This window comes from Corynebacterium sp. NML180780 (assembly GCF_007786415.1).
GTDB lineage: Bacteria > Actinomycetota > Actinomycetes > Mycobacteriales > Mycobacteriaceae > Corynebacterium > Corynebacterium gottingense.
The window spans coordinates 18,133-41,270 of the sequence record NZ_VNKN01000018.1 but is presented as its reverse complement, the minus strand read 5'-3'; the positions used below and the strand labels follow the sequence as shown (position 1 = coordinate 41,270).

The 23,138-nt window shown below is 67.9% G+C and carries 16 protein-coding genes; 8 read left to right on the top strand and 8 right to left on the bottom strand.

What is annotated here, in order from left to right; all coding sequences use genetic code 11:
* The 5 genes from FPP74_RS12325 to FPP74_RS11295 form a co-directional block, all read left to right on the top strand.
* Positions 1-1,534, top strand: a 1,534-nt coding sequence (locus FPP74_RS12325; RefSeq protein ID WP_186439441.1) for a hypothetical protein, incomplete at its 5' end; no start/stop codon positions are given.
* 230 nt (positions 1,535-1,764) lie between these two features.
* On the top strand, positions 1,765-3,120 hold the full coding sequence (gene pta, locus FPP74_RS11310; RefSeq protein WP_095537960.1) for a phosphate acetyltransferase: 1,356 nt from the start codon (positions 1,765-1,767) through the stop codon (positions 3,118-3,120).
* Positions 3,121-4,326, top strand: coding sequence for an acetate kinase (locus FPP74_RS11305; protein ID WP_144718604.1), 1,206 nt, complete (start codon positions 3,121-3,123; stop codon positions 4,324-4,326).
* A gap of 168 nt (positions 4,327-4,494) precedes the next feature.
* Positions 4,495-7,779, top strand: coding sequence for a Rib/alpha-like domain-containing protein (locus FPP74_RS11300; protein ID WP_144718601.1), 3,285 nt, complete (start codon positions 4,495-4,497; stop codon positions 7,777-7,779).
* Between the two features lie 36 nt (positions 7,780-7,815).
* Entirely contained in the window at positions 7,816-10,278 is a 2,463-nt protein-coding gene (locus tag FPP74_RS11295; protein WP_144718598.1) for a hypothetical protein, read from the top strand.
* Between the two features lie 16 nt (positions 10,279-10,294).
* On the opposite strand, the gene FPP74_RS11290 is transcribed toward FPP74_RS11295, so the two are convergent.
* The 4 genes from FPP74_RS11290 to FPP74_RS11275 form a co-directional block, all read right to left on the bottom strand.
* Complete coding sequence (locus FPP74_RS11290) at positions 10,295-11,254, bottom strand: endonuclease domain-containing protein (protein WP_144718595.1); 960 nt, start codon at positions 11,252-11,254, stop codon at positions 10,295-10,297.
* A 201-nt stretch (positions 11,255-11,455) separates the two neighbouring features.
* Entirely contained in the window at positions 11,456-13,879 is a 2,424-nt protein-coding gene (locus FPP74_RS11285) for a serine/threonine protein kinase (RefSeq protein WP_255456146.1), read from the bottom strand.
* The gene (locus FPP74_RS11280; RefSeq protein ID WP_144718590.1) at positions 13,876-14,874 is read right to left on the bottom strand and encodes a glutamate ABC transporter substrate-binding protein; all 999 of its coding nucleotides are present in this window, start codon (positions 14,872-14,874) and stop codon (positions 13,876-13,878) included. The genes FPP74_RS11285 and FPP74_RS11280 overlap by 4 nt, the downstream gene beginning before the upstream one ends.
* Complete coding sequence (locus tag FPP74_RS11275) at positions 14,871-16,376, bottom strand: hypothetical protein (protein WP_144718587.1); 1,506 nt, start codon at positions 16,374-16,376, stop codon at positions 14,871-14,873. Before FPP74_RS11275 ends, FPP74_RS11280 begins: the two co-directional genes overlap by 4 nt.
* 35 nt (positions 16,377-16,411) lie before the next feature.
* Between FPP74_RS11275 and FPP74_RS11270 the strand changes: the two genes are divergently transcribed.
* The 3 genes from FPP74_RS11270 to FPP74_RS11260 are packed head-to-tail and all read left to right on the top strand — an operon-like array spanning position 16,412 to position 18,525.
* The gene (locus FPP74_RS11270; RefSeq protein ID WP_095536328.1) at positions 16,412-16,873 is read left to right on the top strand and encodes an NUDIX domain-containing protein; all 462 of its coding nucleotides are present in this window, start codon (positions 16,412-16,414) and stop codon (positions 16,871-16,873) included.
* Positions 16,866-17,804 carry an ABC transporter ATP-binding protein gene (locus tag FPP74_RS11265; protein WP_095537953.1) on the top strand — a complete coding sequence of 313 codons (939 nt, stop codon included), beginning with the start codon at positions 16,866-16,868 and terminating at the stop codon, positions 17,802-17,804. Before FPP74_RS11270 ends, FPP74_RS11265 begins: the two co-directional genes overlap by 8 nt.
* Positions 17,797-18,525, top strand: a complete 729-nt coding sequence (locus FPP74_RS11260) for an ABC transporter permease (protein WP_144718584.1) — start codon at positions 17,797-17,799, stop codon at positions 18,523-18,525. Before FPP74_RS11265 ends, FPP74_RS11260 begins: the two co-directional genes overlap by 8 nt.
* A 187-nt stretch (positions 18,526-18,712) precedes the next feature.
* Here FPP74_RS11260 and cls read toward each other — a convergent pair whose 3' ends face one another.
* The 4 genes from cls to FPP74_RS11240 all read right to left on the bottom strand — a co-directional run bounded on the left by cls (position 18,713) and on the right by FPP74_RS11240 (position 23,133).
* A complete protein-coding gene (gene cls, locus FPP74_RS11255; RefSeq protein ID WP_144718581.1) occupies positions 18,713-20,209 on the bottom strand; it encodes a cardiolipin synthase in 1,497 nt (498 codons plus the stop codon).
* Complete coding sequence (locus FPP74_RS11250) at positions 20,206-20,997, bottom strand: exodeoxyribonuclease III (RefSeq protein WP_095275623.1); 792 nt, start codon at positions 20,995-20,997, stop codon at positions 20,206-20,208. Before FPP74_RS11250 ends, cls begins: the two co-directional genes overlap by 4 nt.
* 61 nt (positions 20,998-21,058) lie before the next feature.
* Entirely contained in the window at positions 21,059-22,036 is a 978-nt protein-coding gene (locus tag FPP74_RS11245) for a GNAT family N-acetyltransferase (protein ID WP_144718578.1), read from the bottom strand.
* Positions 22,036-23,133 carry a hypothetical protein gene (locus tag FPP74_RS11240; protein WP_144718575.1) on the bottom strand — a complete coding sequence of 366 codons (1,098 nt, stop codon included), beginning with the start codon at positions 23,131-23,133 and terminating at the stop codon, positions 22,036-22,038. Before FPP74_RS11240 ends, FPP74_RS11245 begins: the two co-directional genes overlap by 1 nt.
* Positions 23,134-23,138 lie beyond the last annotated feature (5 nt).

Sequence of the window (23,138 nt, the reverse complement as noted above, 5' to 3'; positions counted from 1 at the left end):
CGAGCGTGAACTTGGTACCGACGCGTCGGCTGTAGACACTGACGGCGATGGTATTCGCGACGATGTCGAGGTCCTTACCGATGGCACCGATCCGGTAGACGCGAAGTCCTTCAAGCCTGCTGCTCCGAAGCCGGCTTCGGATCAGGTCCTCCCGTCGATCGAATCTTTGTCGGGCACCATTAAGCGTGAGCAGGATAAGGACACTCAGGGCAAGGACATCCCGCTCCTTGGCATCACGAATGCTGACGCCGCACCGGTCAAGATTGTCGCTGTGCCGACTGACAAGCTGGACAAAGACGATGAAGGCAACCCTACCTATAAGACTGATGACGCTATTGCCGTTGCATCGCTTGACGACGCCGCCGCCATCGAAAAGGGCGAGTTCAAATCCGGCAAGCTTAAGCTCGAGGACGGTACGGAGTACACCCTCGTTGCGGAGTCCCCGAATGGCGAGCGCACCAAGGGTGGTGCTTTCAAAGCGACCGATGCTCCGACTGAGACTCCGGCTCCGTCGATTACCACTGGTTCTGAGAAGGATCAGGTTCCGGCTGATGGTTCGGAGAAGACCTTGGATGACAAGGTCAAGGATCCGACTGATGGCATGACTGGTGAGGTCCAGGACAAGGACGGCAAGCCGATTGATGGTGCCAAGGTTGAGGTTGATCCGACCACTGGTGGCATCAAGGTGACGGTGCCGGAGGGTACTGGCGCGCAGGATGCCAAGGTTGTTGTCAAGGACAAGGATGGCAAGCCGGTTGGTGATCCGATTGGTGTGACGATCACCAAGCCGAAGGGCGAGACTGAGACTCCGGCTCCGTCGATTACCACTGGTTCTGAGAAGGATCAGGTTCCGGCTGATGGTTCGGAGAAGACCTTGGATGACAAGGTCAAGGATCCGACTGATGGCATGACTGGTGAGGTCCAGGACAAGGACGGCAAGCCGATTGATGGTGCCAAGGTTGAGGTTGATCCGACCACTGGTGGCATCAAGGTGACGGTGCCGGAGGGTACTGGCGCGCAGGATGCCAAGGTTGTTGTCAAGGACAAGGATGGCAAGCCGGTTGGTGATCCGATTGGTGTGACGATCACCAAGCCGAAGGGTGACTCCGGTGAGCCGTCGAAGCCGACCGACCCGACCGGTACTCCGGCCCCGCAGGAGCCGGCGATCGATAAGGGTAAGTGTGCGGCTTCTGCTGTGGGCTTCGGTCTGCCGCTGCTGGCGCTGATTCCGGTTGGTCTGGCAACGCAGATGTCCATCCCGGGTATCTCTGACTTTGTCGAGAACGTCTCGAAGGAGATCGAGCGTGCGAATGCGCAGATCCAGCAGAACCTGGGTATGTTCAACCCGCAGACTGCGCAGTCGCTGTCGCAGATGAATGAGCAGCTGCGTAAGGCAGGTTTCGACCTGGCCACTGTCGGTGCCGGTATCGCGGTGATTGCTGCTGGCATCATTGCTGGCACGATCATTTACGACAACTGTGCTCCCGGTGGTCTTGGTGGTAGCTCCGCCAAGCTGGATGGTTCCTCTAAGTAGCCATCCCGAACGCGGTTAACACCGTGTAAACACCGCACCGGCGCAACGCCCCACGAGTAGGGGGTGTTGCGCCGGTGCTTTTGCGTCTGCAGAGGAGGGGAGTGCTCGCTACCACACTCAAACGCGGGTAGCTCGGAGCCGACTAGTCTTACCTTTACCGGTACAATGGATCGCGTTTACTGGCATCTCGAACCAGGCCGTGAAACGCCTGGACACGAAAGGCGGAACCCATGGCTCAAGGCCACTCCCTGCTTCTTACCGCGGCCAACTGCACGCTGGAAGACGTCGACGTTGACGCGCTCGCAGCTCAGTTGAATGTGCGCCCCGCGCGCGTCGAGGGCGAGACCCTCGCCGAGGCGTACGCGCAGGAGCTGCTCGCGGACGGCGACGCGCTCATCCTGGGTAGCGGCGACTACACCTTCGACGCAGAGGTCGCCGCAGCGTACGGCGTGCCGGTCGTGCTGGTGACCCCGACTCCGGAGAAGACCGGGCACGTTGAGGGTGTGCTGGGTGAGAAGGGGGCGGTGCTCGCGGGCGTCGTGAAGCAAGGAGCCCTTGACGCGGACTCCCTGAAGGTGGACGCGGCGGCTGAGCCCGTGATGAGCGCCGAGGTGTTTGAGTCTTGGCTGATTGGTCGCGCAAAGGAGAAGCAGGCGCACATCGTGCTGCCCGAGGGCGACGATGACCGCATCCTGCAGGCCGCGCACCAGCTGCTGGCCAAGGATGTGGCGAAGCTGACCATCCTGGGTGACCCGGCGGACATTGAGCGCCGCGCAAACGAGCAGGGCCTGGACCTGTCCAAGGCGCAGGTGATCAACCACCTCGAGTCCGAGCTGCGCGAGGAGTTCGCGGCTGATTTTGCGGAGCTGCGCAAGAAGAAGGGCATCACGCTCGAGCAGGCTCGGGAGACGATGGAGGACATCTCCTACTTTGCCACCATGATGGTGCACAAGGGCATGGCGGACGGCATGGTTTCCGGTGCCGCGCACACCACGGCGCACACCATTAAGCCGTCCTTCCAGATCATCAAGACCGCCCCGGGCGCATCCGTGGTCTCCTCCATCTTCCTGATGGTCATGCGTGGCCGCCTCTGGGCATTCGGCGACTGCGCGGTGAACCCGAACCCGACCGCGGAGCAGATCGGCGAGATCGCTGCGGTCTCCGCCAAGACTGCTTCGCAGTTTGGCATCGACCCGAAGGTCGCCCTGCTGTCCTACTCCACCGGCACCTCCGGCTCGGGCCCGGACGTAGACCGTGCCGTCGCCGCGCTCGAGGCTGCCAAGGCCGCGGACGCGGACCTGGTCGTGGACGGGCCGCTGCAGTTCGACGCAGCGTGCGACCCAGGCGTGGGCAAGAAGAAGGCTCCGGACTCCCCGGTGGCCGGCCAGGCAAACGTGTTCATCTTCCCCGACCTGGAGGCGGGCAACGCGGGCTACAAGATCGCGCAGCGCACCGGCGGCGCCCTGGCCGTCGGCCCCGTGCTGCAGGGTCTGAACAAGCCGGTCAACGACCTGTCCCGCGGCGCGACCGTGCCGGACATTGTCAACACCGTTGCAATCACCGCTATCCAGGCAGGAGCAAAGTAAATGGCATACGCACTGGTTATTAACTCTGGCTCGTCCTCCATCAAGTTCCAGGTCGTGGACCCGGAATCCAGCGCCTCGGACGACCCGTTCGTGTCCGGCCTGGTCGAGCAGATCGGCGAGCCGCAGGGCCGCATCACTATCAAGCACAACGGCCAGAAGTACGTGGTGCAGCGCGCCATCCCCAACCACAAGGTGGGGCTGGAAGAGAGCTTCGGCCTGCTGGAGAAGAAGGGCATCGGCCCGACCCAGATTGACATCCAGGCTGTCGGCCACCGTGTTGTCCACGGCGGCATGGTCTTCTCCCAGCCGGAGCTGATCGTGGACCAGGTCGTGGAGATGATCCGAGACCTCATCCCGCTCGCCCCGCTGCACAACCCCGCGAATATCGACGGCATCGAGGTCGCCCGCGAGCTGCTGCCGGACATCCCGCACGTCGCCGTGTTTGATACCGGCTTCTTCCGCAACCTGCCGCCGGCCGCCGCACTGTACGCCATCAACGCGGAGGTGGCGGAGCGCAACCAGATCCGCCGCTACGGCTTCCACGGCACCTCGCACGAGTTCGTCTCCGAGCAGGTTCCCGCCCTGATCGAGCGCGACCCGCTGCACACCCGCCAGATCGTCCTGCACCTGGGTAACGGCGCGTCCTGCTCCGCAGTGGAGAACGGCCACGCGATCGACACGTCGATGGGCCTTACCCCGCTGGCCGGCCTGGTCATGGGCACCCGCTCCGGCGACATTGACCCGGGCATCATCTTCCACCTGGTCCGCCAGGGCAACATGAGCATCGACGAGATTGACAACTTGCTCAACCGCCAGTCCGGTGTGAAGGGCCTGTCTGGTGTGAACGACTTCCGCGAGCTGCGCACGATGATTGATGAGGAGAACGGCGACGCCTGGCTGGCGTACAACGTGTACATCCACCAGCTGCGCCGCTACATCGGCTCCTACATGATCGCCCTCGGCCGCGTCGACGCGATCACGTTCACCGCCGGCGTGGGCGAGAACGACCAGCACGTCCGCATGGACGCCCTGGACAACATGGAGATGTACGGCATCAAGGTCGACCCGGAGCGCAACGCGCAGCCTAACGACGGACCGCGCATCATCTCTACCGACGACTCCAAGGTGAAGGTCCTGGTGGTCCCCACCAACGAGGAGCTGGCGATCGCGCAGAAGGCATCCGCGATTGCGAAGCAGATGGCGTAAATCGCCCCTCCACTGAAGCCGCGGCCCCGCGTTGGGTCGCGGCTTCTTGCATCGCAAAACCCTGCCGGTAAAGTAAAGGGCACGTAGGCTTTTCCTGGAACATCCATAACGTTTTCCAGGAAAGCGGTCGGTCCCCGCCGTGCGCGGGCAAACACAGGAGGAGCGGCCATGGGCACGCACAGCTCGTCACGTCGTCGGGGCGCCTCGCTCGCCGCGTGCGCATTCGGACTCACACTCGCGCTCTCGGGCGTCCAACCCATCGCCGCGCAGCACACACTCCCCGCCGCCCACGCTGCGCCCCGCACGACCGTGCACTGGGACACACTGCGTCCCGCATTCGGCGAGTCCGCCACCGCACCCGCCTCCGTGCGCGCACTCGGCCTGTTCGGCCGCGCGGCCGAGCCCACATCCTGGGCACTCAGCGAGGGGTTCGAGGTCCCCGAGGGCTGGAGCATTGAGCTTGACGACGCCGGCGCTGTCACCGCCCAACCACCCACCCCATTCACCGAGGGCGCGACCGATGAGTTCGACGTCCCCGTCCAGGTGACGTTTGCGGACGGCACCTCCGGCGAATTTTCCGCACACGTGGAATTGGCCGACGAGCCCTACCTCATCGCCCCCGGCGACAAAACCTACTGGTCTGGCCGCCTCATCCTGCCCCTCTACCTGCGAGCGGTGAACGTGCCGCTCGGCTCCAAGCTGGAGCTCGACGGGCTTCCCGACGGGCTGTGGACCACCCTCCAGGCCCCCGGTCTCAAGCGCAGCCAGTACTTCTACGTCAACGGCCGCCCGGAGGGCACGGGCGAGTACCCGGTGACCCTGCGCGTGGTCGACCGCCAAGGCGAGCCGGTGGAAAACGCCGCCGGCCCGCTGGAAAACGAGTTCACCATCACCTTCCGCGACCCGGCCGACCTGGAGCCGCTGGAAGCTGACCTGGCGGATTCGCCGGCGGAACCGGTTGCCGCTGGCGAGCCCATCCGCATCCCGATCTCCGCCGACAACGCCGCATCCGTCGAAGTCTCTGGCCTGCCCGACGGCGTGGAGTTCAACGGCGAGGACAGCGTCATCGAGGGCACCCCGGAGGAGCCGGGCACCTCGAGCGTGACTGTCGACCTCATCACTGACGACGGAGAGCGGCTCGTCGACACCTTCGACCTGGTTGTGGCGGGGGAGCCGAGTGCGGAAAATTCCGCACAGGCGGAAACTTCCGCACAGGCGGAATCTTCGACGCTGGAGTCTGCGGAACCGACCGCCAAAACTTCCGCACATGCGGAAGAATCCGAAGAGCCCAACGCGACGACTGCCGGGGAGACGAGTGTGGAAAGTTCCGCACACGCTGAATCCTCTGCGCCGGAGTCTGCGGAACCTACCACCAAAAATTCCGCGCAGGCGGAAGAATCTGCGGAGCCCACTGCGACGACTACTGGGGTGACGAGTGCGGAAAGTTCCGCACAGGCGGAAACTTCTGCGCTGGAGTCTGCGGAGCCGACCTCTAAGAATTCCGCACAGGCGGAAGAATCCGCGGAGCCTAGCGCGATGACTGCTGGGGTGACGAATGCCAAAACTTCCGCACAGGCGGAAAAGCCCACCGCCCCCGTCGACCCCGCGGGCCCGGAGGAGATCGACCAGTTCGAGTGGGACGAGTTCACCGTCGCGGCCGGCGCGGAAAACGCGGTCGACCCGGTGCGCAGCGAGCGCTCCGCCGTGGTCACCGCCGAGGCGGGCGCTCCGGACTGGGTGACCGTCTTCCGGGGCGGCCAGGTGTACGCGAGCCCGTCGCGCGACGTTGCGCCCGGCGAGTACCCGGTGCGGGTGCGCACGAGCAACGGGGAGACGGACACCATCCATGTCCGGGTTGTGGAGGCGGCGAACGACGCCGAGCGCTACACGCCCACCTACGCCGTTGCCTACGCCCGCGCCGGTGGCAGTGTGCAGTCGCTGCCGCCGCGAGCCACCTTTACGGTCCGCTCCTCCGAATTTGATAACCAGCCGTTGCCGGAGGGGACGAGGTTTGAGGTTGAGGGGGATGGGGTGAGCGTCGATAGGCATGGTGCAATTACGTACGCTCCGCCGCTGGACGCGCAGGTGGGCAAGGCGAAGCTGGTGCCCGTGAAAGTGGTGTACCCCGACGGGTCGAGCGAGGGGACCGTGGCGCGCTTCGAGGTGCTCAAGGCGCGAGACGCGGAGCTGTACACCCCTGCCTACCAGGTGGAACGTGAGGCAGGCGCGGGGGAGACCGCTACCGTGGCGCAGACCGCGCGGGACCTGCCGGCGGAAACGGAGTTCAGCCTGGACTCCGCCGCGAACCTGCATGGGTGGGACGTGCGCGTGGACGCGCGGACCGGCCGCGTCGAGGCCACCGCTCCCGAGGCGCCGGCCGACCTGGACGTAAACGTGCACGTGTCGTACGCGGACGGGTCGGAGGAGACCGTGCCCGTGCACGTCGCCGCGCGGCGCACCGCCTCGATGGCGCAGTCCACGGAGCTGCGTTACGACGACGCCTACGCGGCCGCCGACGGCACCATCACCATCGCCCCGCGCGGCGCGGTGCCAGAGGGCGTGGCTTTCGCCGCCGCGGGCGCGACGCCGGTGCAGCTTGACGTGGAGCCGTCGACAGGCGTGATCACCGCGAAACTACCTGATGGCGCCCCCGCGGACACCTCGTACACCCTGGGCGTGCGCGCGGCGTTCCCGGACGGATCCGCAACCCAGCTGAGCGCGACCGTGACCACGGACTCGCAGGCGCGCCACGCCGACGTGCGGTGGCCGTCCGTCGCGGTCCCGGTCGGCGCTGATGCCGCGACCGCCCAGGTCACAGGCGCGCCGGCGGGCACCACCTTCGCGCTCGCCGCCGAGTACTCGGGCTCGCCGTGGCCCAGCAGCGTCGACCCCACCACCGGCGCACTCACCGTCGCCGCCCCGGAGGGCGCGAACGCGGGCGACGGCGCCGAGGTCCCGGTCGTGGTGACGTTCCCGGATGGCTCGCAGCGGCTGGTGGGGGTTCGCGCGACCGCGGTCGATGCGATGGCCGGCGCGCAGCCCACCGAGTACGGCGCCGCGGAGGTCCGCCCCGGCGACTCCGTGACGGTCAGCCCCGCGTTCGCGGCAGCACAGTTCTCCCTGGTTGAGAAGGTCGAGGGGCTCTCCACGCGTATCGACGCCACGTCAGGCGCCCTCACCGCCACCGCCACCACACACGCAGCCCCCGGCCCGCGCCGCGTCCCGGTGCGCGTGACCTTCGCCGACTCCACGCAAGCCACGGCCTACGCCACCGTCACGGTGCTTCCGGCGGACGTGACGGCGCAGGCGCAGGGCGAGGGCGAGGGTGCTTCCGCGGTTGGGAAGCTCGTCGCGCTCGCGCTGGGTATCCTCGCCAGCACGGGTGCTGTCGGGTTCGGCCTGTACGAGAACCGCGAGTTCTTCCGCACCTTCCTGGCCTTCCCGCCCCGCTAGACCGCCGCTCCGCCTTCCGCACAGAAAGGGGAACCGATGCGCCTCAGGCCCGCCCGCGCCGCCGTCGCCGCGCTGACCGCCGTCGCGCTCGCATGCGCCGGCGCCCCCGGCCCGGCCGCCGCGGACATCACGCAGAGCCGGTTTGCCGTCCAGCTCACCACGGGCGCGCCGAGCGGGTTCCACACCGTGGACGTGAACAAGGGCCGCGTGTCCTGGCTTACCTTCAACCACCCCAACCAAACGGTGCACGTGCTGCAGGACGCGCTGTCTATCGACGCCACCGCCGCCGGCACCCAGGTCTCGTACGCCGGCGACGACACCGAGGTCACCGAAGGCGCCGGAGCCGCCGGTGGCACGGGTGGCGCTGCCGAGACCGTCACGCTTACCCACCGCGACGACCGCGCCCAGGTGGAGATGGTGCGCACTTTCCGCGTCTCCGCGGACTCGGTGGAGGTGGACGTGCAGCTGCGCAACCTGGCGCAAGACCCGCGCGAGCTGAGCGTGGACTTGGCCCACGGCACGCTGGACAGCGACTTCGCCGTCACCGCCGACCGCGACGGCGACGCGCTCGACCTGCACATCGGTGAGGCTTACCAGCTGCGCCTGGACCTGGCGGGGGCGCAGCGCATCGGCACCGGCGCCGACCGTGATGCCGCGCTCGCGGCCCTCGCCGGCTCCGACGGACCGGGCTCGGACGAACCTGGCACGGACGCCCGCTACCAGGCCGGCCGCTTCGCCGGCACCGTCGCCCCCGGCGAGTCGCTGCACGCCCGCGCCACGCTCACCGGCACCGCGGACGACCGCCTCAACGACACGGATGGCGACGGCTTCCCCGACGTCTTCGAGGCGCAAGGCTTCACAACCGCCGACGGCACCGAGTTCCCCCTCAACGCGTGGGGCCTGGACCCCAACCGTCCTGACCTGCTCCTCCAGCTCAACTGGATGAAGTCCGAGTGGGAGACGCTGGGCTGCGCCACCCGCCGCGCTTACGCGCCCACACCGGCCGACTTCGCCGCCTTCACCGCCTGCTCGCGCGCGAACACGAACACCTACCGGCCTTCGCGAGCCACCCTGAACCAGCTCGTCGAGGTGTTTGACCGCCAGGGCATCAATTTGCTTATCGACGCCGGCGCCTACTACACCAACATCCCCGCCTACACCGACTTTCACGGTGGCCCCACTGAGGACTACGCGGAGTACTACTTCGGAGGGGCGTCGACAAGCATGCCCTACGCGGCGAAACTCCTGGCCGAACGCGACCGGCTGCTGGGGGACCGCGCGGGCGTGTTCCGCGTCGGCGTGATCGGCGGGCAGCAGGCGCCCGGCGACCTCTCCTCCGGGACCGGGCTGGTGCGCGACGGCTCGTTCTTCGTGTCCAAAAACGAGCTGATGACGTCGCAGGAGCAGCTGCGCAACAGCATTCTGCACGAATACGGCCATAACCTGGGGCTCACGCACTCGGGCGCGTACAACGTGGCGCACCCGGATTCGGCCTACGTGCCCAACTACCGGTCCGTGATGAACTACCTCTACCAGTTCGCCTACTTCGACTACTCGGATACGGAGGCGCGCCCCGACGCCGCCGCGCCGCTGCCGCGCGCCTGCACCGATGGCTCCGTGACCTGCTACGACGGCGACTACGACATCGCGCCGGACTGGGACCACATCGAGCTGGTCAACGGGCGCATCGGCACCGCCCAAGGCACCGCCGGCACGAGCACGGCGGGCGGGGAAGAGACGTCGCACCGCGCCGACGTGACCGTACGCGACCTGGAGAAGCACGCCGCCGAGCACAACAACGGCAAGGCCGGCTTCCGCGTGCTCAACGACCCGGACTCGCCCAACGTCATCGTGGCCAACCGCACCGACTCCACCGTGCGCGTCGAGCTGTCCAACCTGGGCAGTGCGCCGCACCGCTTCCGCGTCCAGGCGTCCTACCCGGGCGGCGAGTGGTCCGACACCGTGCAGGTCGCCTCCGCGCTGTCGAGCGACTCCAAGCGCACCGTCACGGTCCCCATCGCCCAGACCGCCGGCTACCGCGACGCCACCATGCCCATCCAGTTCCGCGTCTACAACGAGGACGGCCGTCTCGTCGCCGACGAGACCCAGGACTTTTCCGTGCTCACCTACACGAAGGCGCAGATGCAGTCGCTTATCGACGAACTCCAGCGCACCCGGTCCCCACTGCTCGCCGACGCGCAAGCCGCGCTCCTCGGGCCCGGCTCGGGCTCGGGTGCTGGCCAGGGCGCTGCGACCCCGGCTCCGGTGCCGACGCGCCCCAACTCCGCCCTGCCCACCCCGACCCGCGCCCCGGGCGTCACCGACCTGGCGCCGGCGTCGCCTGCTGAGCCTGCGTCACCTGCTGAGCCGGCTCCGGCGGCTATTGCTTCGCCTGCGGGCGGTTCGAGCTCGACCGGCATCGCGATCGCCGTGGTCCTCGCGTTGCTCGCGGCGCTGGGGATTGGCGCGGGCGTCGCGGCGCAGGCCGGGCTGCTGTAGCGGTCGGCTGTAGCGCCTACCCCGCCTTGCGCCGCCGCCAGTCCACGCCCGCTTGGGGCCGGGACGAGGTGGCGGGGGTGAGTGGGGCGTCGAGAAGCGACGAATGCTCCTTGAGCTCCAGGATCTGCTGCACGACGCCTGCCTCATCGCGCAGCAGCTCGCGCGGAGTCACGCGCACGACCTCGTAGTGCTGCAGCCGGAGCCAGTTCTCGCGCTCCAGCTGCTCGAGCGCCGCGACCTGGCCGTTCGCCGCGAACTTTGCGTCGCCGTCGACCTCGATGATCAGCTGTCCCCACAGCAGGTCCGGCCGCACGAACTGCCCAATCCACATTTGCTCCGCCACCTCGATCCCGCGCTCGCGCAGCACGACCCGCAGCAGCGACTCGTACGGCGACTGCGACTTCCTCGAGCACCAGGCCAGGGCCTTGCGCGCGTGGGCGATGCCTTGCTTACCGACGAGCCTGTCCACCACCTCCTCCAACTCCGCCAACACCCGGTGGTGGTCCTTGCGTTCCACCTGGTAGAAGAGGGAATCCATCGCCACCACCCCGTGCCGAACCCCGTGGAACCGCGCGATGTCCACCGCCGTCCGCGCGGCCGTGGTGACCTGGACGGTGTCGCGCTCCAAGGTGAAGGCGTAGCGGTCCGCCTCCGGGATGCGCAGGCGCCGATACTGCACCCCTTTCGGCCACGACGCCTTCCCCGGCACCGCCTGCTCCGGGTAGGACAACGTGACGGGCGCGTGCCGGTCGGGCAGGACCCAGATGCCGCTCACCACGGCGGCTGAGCGCCCCACCAGCACGGCCGTCTGCGCCGCCGCGCCAACCGCGTACGTGCGGAGAAACTCCTGCTCGTGGGGCTTGAGCTGCTGCCACACCGATGTGGCGATGAACTTGGTTGCGGACAGCTTCGTGCAGGCGAGCTCGTCTGCACTTCCAGGCCGGATGAGATGGCCGATGAGCGCACGTTTATCCATTGGTGTTCCCCCGATCTGTTGGCGCGATCCCCCCGATCGCCACTAGCTGCCAATGTAGCAGCCGCCGGCTGGCGTGGTGTGGAAACGTGCGAGCTGCGGCCTAGATGACGAAATCACGATGACGAGGATGCGACGAAACTCTCGTACCCTCGTCACCCTGATCTCGTCAAGTAGCAAGGAAGAGGGGCACCCGGCCCCCGCCTAGAACCAGGTCGCGGGCCGGACCTTGTTGGCCATGTCCACCAGGGCGAACCGGTGCCTGGCGTACGGGGCGACGCGGGCCTGTTCCCGCAGCGTGATGGCCAGGCCGCGGCGGAGTCCGCGGAGGCTGAATGTGTACTCGAAGAGCGGCATCGTGGAGTCGGCGCGGCGCAGGTTGTTGGCGCGCAGGTAGGTCAGCGCGGCGCGGAGGACAAACACCTTGATCTGCAGGAAGCGCGGCTCGGTGTTGGGGATCTGGTCCAGGCGGCGGGCGGCGCGGCGGATGCGGGACTCGGTCAGGTCGCGGGAGACGAGGCAGAGGATGGCGGTGAGCTGGGCCATCCGGTTGTGGCGCGACGAGTTGGGCACCTTGTCCAGGGCGGCGACGGCGAGTTCGACCTCGCCCTCGTTCATGAGTTGGCGGGCCAGGCCGAAGGCGGAGGACACCGTGGTCGGGTTGGTCACCCAGACCAGGGCGTAGAGGCGCATGGAGTGGAAGCGCAGCATGGCGGGGTCGTTGGTGATCAGGCCCCACTCCCGGTCCAGGAGGCCGCGGTCGTGGAGGTCCTCGAAGAAGGATTGGTCCACGTCGTCGAGTTTGGAGCGGAGGCCGGCGGAGGCGCGCGCGAGGGCGTCGTTAAGCATTGGCTCTTCGTGGAGGCCGAGGCGTTGGAGCATGAGCTCGTTGACGGCGGCGATGGCGAGCTTGGGGGCGGCCTCGCCGGGGAGGAAGGCGAGGACGCGGGCGAAGTCGCGCTGGGCTGCGGCGTAGTCGCCGAGCAGGGTGTTGACCACGCCGAAGTACCAGTAGAAACGCCAGTTGCCGGCGAGGCGGGAGCTCATGCTGGCCAGCCACGTTTGGGCCTGCTGGGTCAGGCCGAGGTCCAGCATGGAGCGGACGACGCCGAACGGGATTTCCAGCGACTGCTGGTACTGGTCCGTCTGCATCGCCTGGCGCAGCGTTTCCAGGGTTTCCTGCGGCTCGGTGTAGGAGGAGCCCTGGAGCATGCCGGCGCCGACGTCGTCGCGGTTGATCAGCGGGGTGGGCAGCGCGGAGACTACTTCCTGGGGCGTGATTTCGACGGTGCGGGTGATGCCGTCGATGAGCTGGTCGGTGCGGAAGACCAGGTGCTTCGTGCCGAAGGTGGTACGTTGCGGCGAGAACTGGGATTGCTGGGCGGGGAAGGTGCGGCCGTCGCGAATTGCCAGGATCTCGCGCAGCACGCCGAGCAACTGCGCCTGCAGCTCTTGGACGGAGCTGTAGCGCTTCGCCGGCTCGGGCTCGCAGCAGCGCATGATCACGCGGTAGAGCGAGATGTGGCGGCGGAACAGCGGCTCCTCGGTAGGGGTGGGGATGTGGCGCTTGTACACGCCGTCGACCTGCGGCAACTCCACGACCAACGCGGCGAGCGTGCGCCCGATGGTGTAGATGTCGGAGTGGACGGACGGCCCCTCCGAGGCCACCTCGGGCGCCTGGAAGCCGCGCGTACCGTAGATGAAGCCGTAGGCGCCGATGCCGGAGACCGCGCCCAGGTCGATGAGCTTGACCTGGTCCTCCGTGACGATGATGTTGTCCGGCTTCAGGTCGTTGTACACCACGCCGCGCGAGTGCAGGTACCCCAGCGCCGGCAGCACCTCGAGCATGTAGCCGATCGCCACGTCGGGCGGCAGCTTGTGGTCGGGCTGCTCGTTGCAGCGCGTGCGCAGCGACGGCCCGCCCACGTACTCCATCACGATGAAACCGCTGGTCACGCGGGGGTCGTCGATGAAGTTGAAGATCTTCACAATCCCCGGGTGCGTGATGTCCGCCAGGAACTCGCGTTCGGCCTCGGCGGCCGCCGCCTCATCAGCGCTTTTCGACGAGTGCAGCCCCTTCAACACGACCACCCGCTCCGCCACGTTGTGGTCTTGGGCCAGGTAGATCCAGCCCATGCCGCCGTGGGCAATCACGCCCATGATCTCGTACTGGCCGGCGACGATGTCGCCCGGGTGCAGGGCCGGGGCGGGGATGCCCTTCTCCACCTCCGCGGTGCGCGGGTCTTTGAGCGCCTTCTGCGGTTCGGTCGGCTCGACCCAGGGCAGCTTCACCATGCCGTCGGCGACGGTGCGGTCGTCGCGCCGGGTGCCGCGCAGCTCGCGGAATGTGTCCAGCGCCAGCTTGCGCGAGCGCGACGAGGTCTCCTCCTTCACCGACCCTTTGCGCAGGTCGTCGAGGTCTTTGAGCAGGCCGGCCATCTCGCCGAGCCCGGAGAAGTCTGCCTCGTCTTCGTCCTCGTCATCGTCGGCGAACGGGTCGAACGCCACGGCCTCGGTGCCGGGGTCGGTGTCGTCGGCGAAGGGGTCGAAGGCGACGGCTTCGGTCGCGGGGCCGGCGTCGGTAGGCGGGGTGTCCTCGGGGTCGCGCTTGGGGGTCGGGTCGCTCACTGTTCCTCCTCTTCGCGGTACATCAGGGGCGGCGGGGTGGGCTCGGCCAGCGAGCGGCCGAGCCAGGTGCGGTGCATGGTGGACCAGGTGCCGTTGGCGCGGATGCGCTCGATGGTGTGGTTCACGGCGCGGACCAGGTCATCGTGGCCCTTCTGCACGCCGACGGCGTAGAGCTGCCGGGCCAGCGACTCCGAGACGATCTCGGCGTGGGGGTCCTGCGCGGCCATGCCGGCGAGGATGGCATCGTCGGCAAGCACTGCGTCCGCCTGGAACTGCTGGGTGGCCATGAGGCAGTCCGACCACGAGCGGGTGCGCAGGACCTCGGACTCCGGGGCGACGGTGCGCGCGAGGTTGAGCAGGTTGGTGCCGTCGACGATGCAGACGCGCATGCCCGCGAGGTCATCCAGGCTCTCGATGCCGCGGTCGCGCGGGGCGAGCAGGCGCACGTACGAGATCATGTACGGGGTGGAGAAGGAAACCTTTTGCGTGCGTTCCTTGGTGATGGACATGGTGCGGATCACCACGTCCACCGCACCGGATTGCAGCATCTCCGAGCGCGAGGCGGACTCCACGAAGCGGAAGTCGACCTTCTCCGGGTCGCCGAGAATATCGGCCGCGATCTCGCGGGCGAGGTCGACCTCGAAGCCTCGCAAGTCGCCCGCCGACGTATCGCGGTAGGACAGCAGGTACTGCGATTGGTCAATGCCCACGATGAGGCGGTCGCGGTTGCGGATCTGCTCCAGTGAGCCGCCGATGCCGTCCTCCTCGTCGTGGGGACGCAGCGAGCCCTGCCAGTCGAAGTCCGCGGTGGCGAACTCGCCCTCCGGTGCGATCCCGGGCGGGTCCAGGATCGCGCCCGGCGGCAGCGGGAGGCCCTCGTACGTGGGCTCCGGGTCGCTCGGCGGGGTCGGGGAGGGCTTGGGCGCGGGGGCGCAAGCGGACAGGGCGAGCGCTGCGGCGGTGGCGGCGGCGGTGACGCGGCGGGAAGTGTTCACAGGAATTCTCCGATCCTGCGGCGGATACCAATCCAGATGCACACCACCGCGAGCAGCGACAGGAGCGCGACCGCGCCCGAGACCAGACGGGTCGCGTCGAGGGATGCGGTGATGTACTCGCGCGTGGACACGCGCGACAGCGTGATCAGGTCCTGTAGGTCCGCGTCCAGTTCGCGGTACGCCGACGCGCCGACGTCGCCGGCCTCCTCGGTCCCCGGCTGCTTGCCGGTGAGGAGGACCACGGCCTCCTGGTACTGGCCGGCGTCGATAGCGGCGAGGAGGGCGTCGTGGTTGGAGGACCACTCGTTGAGGGACTCGTGGGCGGAGGCGATCGTTTCCTCGGCCGCGACCGGGCCGTCCTGCGCTTCCACGCCCCGCGCGTTGCGCAGCGCGGGCGTATCGCGCGCGTCCAGCGCGTTCTCTGCGGCGCCGAGCGCGTCCTCCACCCGCTGGTACGTCGAGTCAAAGGAGCGCGAGGACTGTGCCACGGACTGCCGCCGCAGCAGCGCGAACGTTTCGTCGGTGCGGGCCTCTTGGGCGTCGATACGCGCGGCCGTCAGCTGCTCCCACGGTTCCGCCGCCCGCGCGAAACCGACCACGCCCGCCTGCCACAGCTGCAGGTTGGACACGACCACCCACAGGATCGCCACCACCATGGACGCGGTGGCGACGAGGAAGCCTCGGTTGAGGCGGCGCCGGAACGTGCGCCACAGCCACCACTGCGCCAGGAGCAGGAAGAACAGGGCGGCGAAGAGCCCCGACAACGGTACGAGCTGGGGCGCGGACAGCCGGGCCATCTCGCGGGCGACCTGGCGTTGTGTGAGTTTGTAGAGGCGGTCGGCGTCGCTAAGCATGTGCTCGCGCATGATGCCGGAGGCCTCGGACATGTACGCGACGCCCACCGGGTTGCCCATCCGTTGGTTCACCAGCGCGCGCTCCATCAGCGCGGAGTAGAGGGGGATCTGGCGCTGGATGGAGGTGACCAGGCGCTCGATCTCCGCGCCGTCCTGCCCGTTCTCCGTCTCCACCGAGCCGCGGAAGACGTCGTTGGACGCGGAGACCGCGCGGTCCAGCGAGCCTAGGTACAGGTCCATTTCCTCTTGCGTGAGCATGCCCGGCTGGACAAAGCCGGTGGTGGCGACGGTGTCTGCCTGCGACAGCGAGGTGAACAGCAGGTGCGCCGAGTTACTCATCGGCTCCGTGGCCGTGACCAGGGTGTCCAGCGAGTCCTGCCGCTTGGACATGGAGCTACTCATCGCCGCGCCGGCCGCCAGTAGGGCGAGCGTGAGCACCAGCATCATCGCGATGAGCTTGCCGGGCGTGGTGGCGAGGAAGCTCGCGCTGCGCCGGGCCATGCGTGCCGGGCCGGTGGCGTAGTCGCGCACGATCGCGCCGAACGTGCGGCGGGTGGGGACGCGCTCGAGCTCGTCCAGCCACGCGTCATCAGACGTCGGCGCGGCCCCGTCCTGGGCCGTGCCGGGCAGCTGCACGTTGTGGCTCATTCCCCAAGAATAACGTGTCTGTCTACAGTGGGGGCATGCTTGGCGACGGAAACGGATGGGTCATCGGACCCCACGGTGAAAAGTACTGGGGCAAATTCGGGGCGGCTGGCCTCTTCCTACAGGCAGGCGACGCAATCCTGATGCAGCACCGCGCCGCATGGACCGCGCAGGGCGACACGTGGGGCATCCCCGGCGGCGCGCGCGATTCGCACGAAACCGCCAGCGAGGCCGCGCTGCGCGAAACGGTGGAGGAGTGCGGCATCGACCCGGACCGCGTGCGCCCGCTCGAGGAAGTGATCACGTTTGAGGTCCCCGGCTGGGCGTACACCACCGTCATCGCGCGCACCGACGACGGCGCCCAGCTGCCGGTCACGGCGAACGAGGAGAGCGAGGAGCTGCGCTGGGTTCCGCTGGGCGCGCTCCGCGAGCTGCCCCTCCACCCGGGGTTCGCTGCCGCGCTGGATCGCCTTATCGGGCATACTGAACCGCATGATTAAAGTACAGGGACTGACCAAGCATTACGGTCCGGTCCGGGCCGTCGATGACCTCACCTTCACCGTCAAACCTGGCGTGGTCACCGGCTTTCTCGGCCCAAACGGATCGGGCAAGTCGACGACGATGCGGATGATCCTCGGCCTGGACACGCCGACCGCGGGCAGTGCGCTTATCGACGACACGTTGTACCAGCACCTCCCCAACCCCACCCACCGCGTGGGCGCTTTGCTGGACGCGAAGGGCATCCACCCGAACCGCTCGGCACGCAACGCGCTGCTCTGGCAGGCGCAGGCGGCGGGGCTGTCGAAGCAGCGCGTCGACGAGGTCCTCGGACTGGTCGGCCTGACCGACGTGGCGGACAAGAAGGTTCGCGGCTTCTCGCTCGGCATGGGCCAGCGCCTCGGCATCGCGGCCGCCCTGCTGGGCGACCCCGAGTACCTCATCCTTGACGAGCCGGTCAACGGCCTCGACCCCGAAGGCATCCGCTGGGTCCGCAGCCTGCTGCGCCGGCTTGCCGACGAGGGGCGCACCATCCTCGTGTCCTCGCACATCCTGTCCGAAATGGCGCAGACCGCCGACAACCTGGTGGTCATCGGCCGCGGCCGGCTGGTGGCGGACACGTCGGTGAACGAGTTCATCGCGTCTAACTCGAACGTCACCACCGTCGTGCGCACCGCCACCGTCGCGGACATGAAGGGCCTGAGCGCCGCGATCGGCCAGGCCGGTGCGCGGGTGGAGCGTGGCGTCGATAGTGCGCAGCGCGAAGTGCTGGAAATCCCCGACCTGACCAGCGACGAGGTAGGCCGCATCGCCCACGAGGCGGGCGTGCAGCTGGCGGAGCTGACGCAGCGCCACGCCTCGCTGGAGGACGCGTACATGCACTCGACCATGGACAAGGCCCAATACGTCGCACCGGAGGGAAACCGTGCTTAACCTGATCAACGCAGAATGGACCAAGCTGCGCACCACCGCGTCGTTCTACGCGTGCGCGATCGTGGCGCTCGTGCTCTCGCTGCTGAACGCCGCGCTCACCGGCTGGATCTACAACACGATGTCGTTCCCGAAGCCATTGACGACGGCAGCCGTCATCACCGTCGTACTCTCCATGTACACGCTGGTGCAGACCTCAATGATGGTGACCACGGAATACCGGTTCGGCATGGCCGCCACCAACTTCCGGGTCGCGCCGAAGCGCTGGCAGCTTGCCCTGGCCAAGCTGATTCTTGGCGCGGTGCTCGTCGCCGTGGTGTCGCTGGTGAGCCTCGTCCTGGGCTTCACAGTGGCGGACCTGGTGGACAACAACCCGGTCGGCTGGGCCAGCAACTCGTTCGTGCACCGGGCGCTGTGGGCGGTCCCGCTTGGCGAGGCACTCCTCGCCGTCCTCGTCCAAGGCGTCGGCTGGCTGCTCCGCAACACTGCGGTCACGGTCTGCGCCGGGCTGCTCATGATGCTGCTTGTGGAGCGAGTCCTGCCCGTCATCCCCAAGATCGGCGAGCACGTCGACCGGTTCCTGCCGTTCAAGGACCTCAACGCGTTCATGCTCAACCAGAAGGCGCCGAATGACGACCCACTTGTGTCCCTCGGCATCTTCGTCGTCTGGGCCCTCGTCGCCTGGGTGGCCGGCGTGGTGCTGCTGCACAAGCGCGACGCGTAAAAGTTTGGTTTGTGTGCCCCTGGGCAGCCGGTTGCGGCTGGTCGGGGGCTTTTTGGTGGGGTCTTGCGGGGGCCGAGTGAGAGATTTCTGCGCTGCGTGGTTGGGGCGTGGCGTGGCCCCAGGTCGGGGTGGTTTAGATAGGCAAGCTATGGGAGATTTTGCGCATTCTCGTCATCCAGCGCCCCGCCTACTGCAGCGCGGAGGTCAGCTTCATCACGTTGTCCACGTAGCGGCGGTACCAGGGTCGGCGGTTCCATCGCTCCGGGGTGAGTTCTCTGGAGACGGATAGGTAGGTGTCGGCGAGGCGGTGCAGGTCGCGGAGGAGGGTGCCCTCGGCGACGAAGAGGCTGGACTCGTAGTTGAGGGAGAAGGAGCGGATGTCCATGTTGGAGGAACCAACGATGGCCACCGGCCGCCCACCCCCAGAACCAGCCCCAACCCCCGGATCCGCCAGCGCGAACTTGGTGTGCAGGACGTAGGGGGCGGGGAACTCCCAGATGTGCACGCCGGCGTCGAGAAGCTGCTCGTAGTAGGAGGATTGGGCGTGGTTGACCATGAACTGGTCGGCCTTTTCGCCGACGAGGAGGTCGACGCGGATGCCTCGATAGCAGGCGGTGGTCACCGCTTCTAGGAGGGATTCGTCGGGGACGAAGTAGGGGGAGCAGAGGATGAGGCGCTCGCTGGCGTGGTGGATGAGGGAGTTGAAGCTGCGCAGGTTGGGCTCGGTCTGGTAGCCGGGGCCGGAGGGGAGGAGCTGCACTAGGTTGACGTCCTCGCCGTGGGGGCTGGGGAGGGACGCGGGGGTGTGGAGGTCGATCAGCTCGCCGGATTCGGTGTACCAGTCGACGGCGAAGAGTGACTCCATGGAGGCGACGATGGGGCCCTCGAGCTCGATGAAGGTGTCCACCCACTGGCGTCCGGCGCGGCGGTGGTTGGGCATGAGGTAGCCGCGGTCGATGAGGTTGAGGGAGCCGATGAAGCCGACGCGGCCGTCGATGACCACGAGCTTGCGGTGGTTGCGCAGGTCGGGGCGCCGGAAGCGGCCGCGCAGCAGGTTGAGGGGCAGCATGAGGTGCCAGTCGATGCCAGCGTCGGTGAGCCGGCGCTTCAGGGTCCGGAAGTGCGGGTACTTCATGGAGCCGATGTGGTCGAAGAGGAGGCGGACGTGGACGCCGCGCTGCACGGCCCGCTCCATCGCCTCGAAGACGGGGCCGGTGGTCTGGTCCCACGCCACGGCGTAGATTTCGACGTCGACGTAGGAGGTGGCGGCGTCGATAAGCGTTGCGAGGCGGCGCATGACTAATTCGTAGTCGGTCCAGGTGTGGCGGACGCGGCTGTATTCGGCGGGGAAGCCGGTGAGCTCGCGGTTGAGCCGGATCATCGACGCCACGTCGGGGGCCAGGCGAGCGTCGACGGGATGGTCGGGCGTGCGCGTGTAGATGTCGTTGAGCGCGGCGGTGGCGCGCTGCTGGATGCGGTGGCGGCGGCGCGAGACCAGGGTCGATCCCATCAGCAGGTAGAGGGGCAGGCCGACGATGGGTAGCAGGAGGATGAGCAGCAGCCACGCGTTCGCGGACGCCGGGCGCCGGTTCTCCGGCACGATACCGATCATGACGAACTTGATCGCGTAGTCAATGGTCATGGCAACGAGCTGCCAGACCGAGAGGTCGAACGAGAACGTCATCGCACTTGGTCGATGTCCAGGCCGTGGGTGTCGTAATCCACGATCACGGGCGCGTGGTCGGAGGCGCCGGTGCCGCGGCGCTCGTCCACGTCCACCCAGGCGCGGGTCGCCTTCGCCGCGAGCGGCGCGGTGGCCAGCTGGAAGTCAATGAGCATCCCCTCGTTGCGCGGGAAGCGGCCGGACTTGTAGTCCCAGAACGAGTAGAGGTCGTCGTGCGTGATCTGGGTCAGTCCCGTCTCCTCCAGCATCTGGAACGCGGCGCGCTCCGGCTCCGTGACGTGCGTTTTGCCGTCGAACCAGTCGATGTCCCACACGTTTTCGTCGCGGGGCGCGATGTTGAAGTCGCCGGTGAGCACCTGCAGGTCGCCGGGCCGCACCGTGTCCTGCAGCGAGTAGAGGAACTGCAGCTTGTAGTCGTAGTGCGGGTCGCCGATCTCGCGGCCATTCGGCACGTACAGGCTCCACACCTCGACGCCGCCGCAGTCCGCGCCGACGGCCCGCGCCTCCAGCTCCGGCTCGCCCTTCTTGGCAAAGCGGGGCTGCCGCTCGAAGTGGTCGCGCACGTGCTCGAGCCCGACCCGCGAGGCGATCGCCACCCCGTTCCACTGGTTGTGCCCCACGTGCGCGACTTCGTAGCCCGCCGCCTGAAACGTGGAGTAGGGGAACTTGGCGTCCGCCGTCTTCGTCTCCTGCATGGTCAGCACGTCCACGTCCTGCCGCTCGAGGAATGCGGCGATGCGATCGGCGCGCGTCCGCACCGAGTTGACGTTCCAAGTGGCAATTCGCATGCCCACCACCTTAGCGTTTTCGGGGCAGTGCTTATCGACGCCACGTCCACCCCCGCCCGACTCACCCCAACAACCGGGCGTACCGGTGCCGGTGGTGCTCCAGGAACCCCAGCTTGTGGTACATCGCCAGCGCAGCCGTGTTGCTCACGCGCGCCTGCAGGTAGGCGCGCTCGGCGCCCTGCTGCGCGCCCCACGCGAGCAGCTGCCGGGTGAGCTGGGTGCCCAGCCCCTGGCGGCGGCAGTCCTCGGCGACCTCCACGGCGGAGTAGCCGAGCCAGGTGCGCCCGTCGTCGGACTCCGTGAGCGTCGCGCGAGTGACGGCGACGGTCCGCCCGCCCCGCTCGAGCCGGGCAAAGGCGATGCGGCCCTCGATGTGCGACGCCAGGTCGAGCACCGCGTCCTCCGGCAGCGCGGCGCCCCGGAAGTGGTACATGGAGAGCCAGTCGGCGTCGGGCGTGTCGTCGACGCGGAAGTCAGCGCCAGCGGGTTCGGCGGGGGCGTCCTCGCACGGCGCCGTCATGACCAGGATTTCCTCGCCGAGCTCCCACCGGTCCTGGTGGCCCTCGATGAGGCGCAGCGCCGGTTTGCCGATGCGCTCCGGCACCAGCAGCTGCACCGGCATGTCGCGCTCGGCGTAGAACTCGCGGAGCGCGTCGAGCGGGACCGGCTGCAGGGAGGCGGAGTGGCCGATGGGGGCGGCGGAGTTGGATCGCTCGGCGATTTCGGCTCCGGAGCGGGCGAGCCAGCCGCTGATAAGCTGCTGCTCTTGGCCCGGAAAGGCGCGCGCGGTGGCGGTTTCGATCGCGCGGATGTCGGAGTTGCGGACGGTGCGCGGCGACAGCTTCTTGATGATGTGCACGTCCCGAATCTCCACCGCGTCCTTGAACGACGGAAAGCCGCCGACCTCCTGCGGGCGGATGACCAGCGGGTTGAGGCTGAGGACGTGGCCGATGACGTCGCTGGCCATCTCGCCGCGGCGCTGGCGCACGACCACGCGGTCGCCGACGGCCACCTCGTCGGAGCGGAAGATGCGCGACATTACGCCGGACGGCGCACGAGGAACACGCCACCTGCCGTGAGCAGCAGCGCCAGCACGATCAGGTTGAGCATCGGCGTGCCGGTCTCGGCGAGGTCACCCTCACGCTCGTCCTCCTCGGTGGTGGTGGAGGAGGAGCGGGTGCTGTTGGTCGTGCGCGTGGTGGTCGACGACTTGGTCGACGAGCTCGCCGACGTCGTGCGGTTGTGCAGGATCGCGGTCGCCGACGTGCTCTCGGATGTGCTGCTCGAGGAGCTCGTCGTGCTCGACGCGGTCCCCGTGGTCGTCTCCGCCGGCGAGCTGGTGGACGATGAGGTTTCGGTGGTGCTGGTGGTGCTCGACTCGCTGGAGGTGGAGGACGAGGTCGTCTCGTCGTCCTCTTCGTCGCTGTCCGCGAGCACGTTCGCGCGGTACCGCACGTTGGGCTCCTCGGTCGCTTCGGTCTCTTCGGTCGCTTCCGGCTCAGCGCTCGTACTTGTCGACGCTTCCGTCGACCCCGCCACCGTCGTCGGCTCCTCCGCGCGCTTCACCTCGGTGGTGGCGTGGGTGGATTCCGGCGCGCAGTCGAAAGCGATGCGCTTGTCGCCCTGCTCGGAGCGCTCGACCGCGTCCATGGCGGTCGTGCCCAGCAGGCCGCCCAGGCCGGTGTCGCCGGCGACGAGGCCGGGGAGGCAGACCGCTTCGTCGTCGCCGAGCACCTCGGTGCGCAGCTCACGGACCGTCTTGCGGTCCTCCTTGATGGCGTCTGCCGCCTCGGTGAAGGCTTCCTTGTCTTCCTTGCTCAGGGGCGTGCCGGACTCCTCGGCTTCCTGCTCCGCGTGTGCGCGCAGCTCGCGCAGGTCATCGGCGGCGTCGATGAGGTCGATGCGCCACTCCTTCAGGGTGGCGCGGTAGGCGTCCTGGGCCTCGACCAGCGCCTCGTCGTCACCGGATTCCTCGGCGGCGTCGATGTCCTCCTGCTGGGTCTCGAGGGTTTCGGAGTGGGAGTTGTGGGACGCGGTGACGTCGATAAGCAACTGCTCCAGCGGCTCCTCGGCCGATGCGAACGGCGCTGCGGCGAGCACAATCGTGCCTGCGGCGATGGCGGCGGTGGTACGCATAAATT